Source organism: Sphingomonas parva (ex Maeng et al. 2020) (assembly GCF_004564275.1).
In the GTDB taxonomy this organism is placed as follows: Bacteria; Pseudomonadota; Alphaproteobacteria; order Sphingomonadales; family Sphingomonadaceae; genus Allosphingosinicella; species Allosphingosinicella parva.
Map to the genome: position 1 here is coordinate 1 of NZ_SPDV01000034.1, position 2,080 is coordinate 2,080.

Annotated in this window: 1 protein-coding gene; it reads left to right on the plus strand. The window is 71.9% G+C overall.

What is annotated here, in order from left to right; genetic code table 11:
• Positions 1–259: 259 nt before the first annotated feature.
• Positions 260–1,399, plus strand: a complete 1,140-nt coding sequence (locus E2493_RS15880) for a sensor histidine kinase (RefSeq protein WP_135088583.1) — start codon at positions 260–262, stop codon at positions 1,397–1,399.
• The last annotated feature ends 681 nt before the right edge of the window (positions 1,400–2,080 follow it).

Consider the following 2,080-nt stretch of genomic DNA (forward strand, 5'->3'; position numbering starts at 1 on the left):
GGCGATGCCGGAGCGGACGCGCTGTGACGGCGCGCGCGGCCGTCGCGTCCCTCCCGCGCCGCACGTCCGCCGGGGCGGGGGAATTAAGTATAGTGTCCCCGAATTACGCGGTGTCCCCGAATTACGCGGCGTGGGCCTCCCAACCCCCTCCACCACCGCCTTCGGCGGCGGTCATGATCGGGTCGTCGTGCCCCCGGCACGACTGCAGCCTGCGGGGCAGGCTGCACCCGATCATCCCCGCAAGGCGGGGAGGATCCGCATGATCGAGAATTTCCGCTCGGGGTTCATGCACACCGCGCTCGGGCCGGCGATGGTGATCTGGGGCTTCGGCTATGCCCTGGTCGATTTCCTCGGCTTCCTCGCCGGGCGCACCGCATTGGGCGCGAGCCTGCTCGCGGCGCTGCCGATGTTCGTGCTCGGCGTCGTCCTCACCCTGCAGCTCGACCGCCTCCGCGAGGAGACGCGCGGGCGCTCGCCGCTGCTGCGCTGGCCTTTGCTCGGCCTCGCCTTCGCCGCCGCGACCGCGGTCCAGGCCTCGTTCGACCTCTACTGGATGCGCTGGCTGGCTCTGTCGTTCGTGCCGGGCTGGCAGGCCTGGGCTCTGCACATCGGCTCGCAGCGCTTCGCCGCCGTCACCATCCTCACTTTGTGGACCTTCGCTCTGACCCTCACCGTGCTGTGGGCGGCGCGGTTCAACGTCGCGGTCGAGGCGAGCGCGGCCAAGGCGGCGTCGGCCGAGGCGATGGCGCTGCAGGCGCAGACCGCGGCGCTCCGGCTCCAGCTCAACCCGCATTTCCTGTTCAACACGCTGAACTCGATCTCGACCCTGATGGTGGTCGACCGCAAGGCCGAGGCCGAGGAGATGATCGACCGCCTGTCGACCTTCCTGCGCTCGTCGCTCGAGGGCGATCCGATGGCCGACGTGCCGCTGGCGCGGGAGATCGACGCGATCGACGCCTATCTCGACATCGAGGCGACGCGGTTCGGCGAGCGCCTGGCGATCGAGATCGCGGTGGCGCCGGGCACGGCCGAGGCGAGCGTGCCGAACTTCATCCTCCAGCCCTTGGTCGAGAATGCGATCAAGCACGGCATCGCGCCGCGGCGCGGGCCGGCTCTGCTCTCGGTCGGCGCGGCGCGCGAGGGCGACGATCTGGTGCTCAAGGTCGCGAACCGAAGCGCGTCGCTCGAGCGGGACGGGGGCGCCTCGGCGTCGCTCGGGGCAGGCGCGGTGCCGGTGAGCACCAACACTTCGGCGGTGCTCAGTACAGGCATCGGCCTCGCCAACGTCCGGCGGCGGCTGGCGGCGCGCTACGGGCCGGCGGCGCGGCTCGAGACCGAGGCGGTGGCGGGCGGCTTCGACGCGGTGATCCGCCTGCCGTTCGCGGCGGCGGCGGGGTAGGGGCGGCGGCTGGTCCGGCGGCTGCTGGGCGCGGCGGCCGCTGTTTCACGCGAAGATCGCGAAGAGGACGGGAAGCGCGAAGGGGCGGGCGGCGCGAGCGGCGGCGCGAGGCGCCTGACTCCGCGGCCCGCAATACCGCAGCATTTCCACGCGAAGCCGCGAAGAAGAAGGAAGGCGCGAAGGGGCGGCAGCGAGAGCTGGCGGGTTAACGCCTGCGCAGCAGCGCGACGCAGGAGGATTGGGCGCGAAGCGCCCTTTTGGAGCACTCCATTGGCGGTGGTGTCTGTCCGACCGGTGATCCCATTGATCGGGCCCGCCGCTCCCCGGAGCGGCTGTGGAGTGCCGGGGGCACTCCACACCTGGTCAATCGCCGGGATGACGGGTCTGGGTAGAAAGACTTTTTTCCTTCTTCGCGGCTTCGCGTTCTTCGCGGTTTCGCGTCGAAATCGGGCGTCGTTGCCGGGAGGGATCGGTCGAGGAGAAGACCGTACCGCCTGCCGCCGGAACCGCGCGGCCGCGCCGCCGGTTGAGGGGGCATGGTGCAGGGCGGGTTCGCGATCTTCTTCGTGCTGGTGGCGCTGGCCGGGCTCGCCGTGCTGGTGCGGCTGGCGCGCGAGCAGGGCGGGGCGGTCGTCGACGCGCTCGCCGGCCGGGCGATCGAGGCGCCGCGGCCGGCGCGGC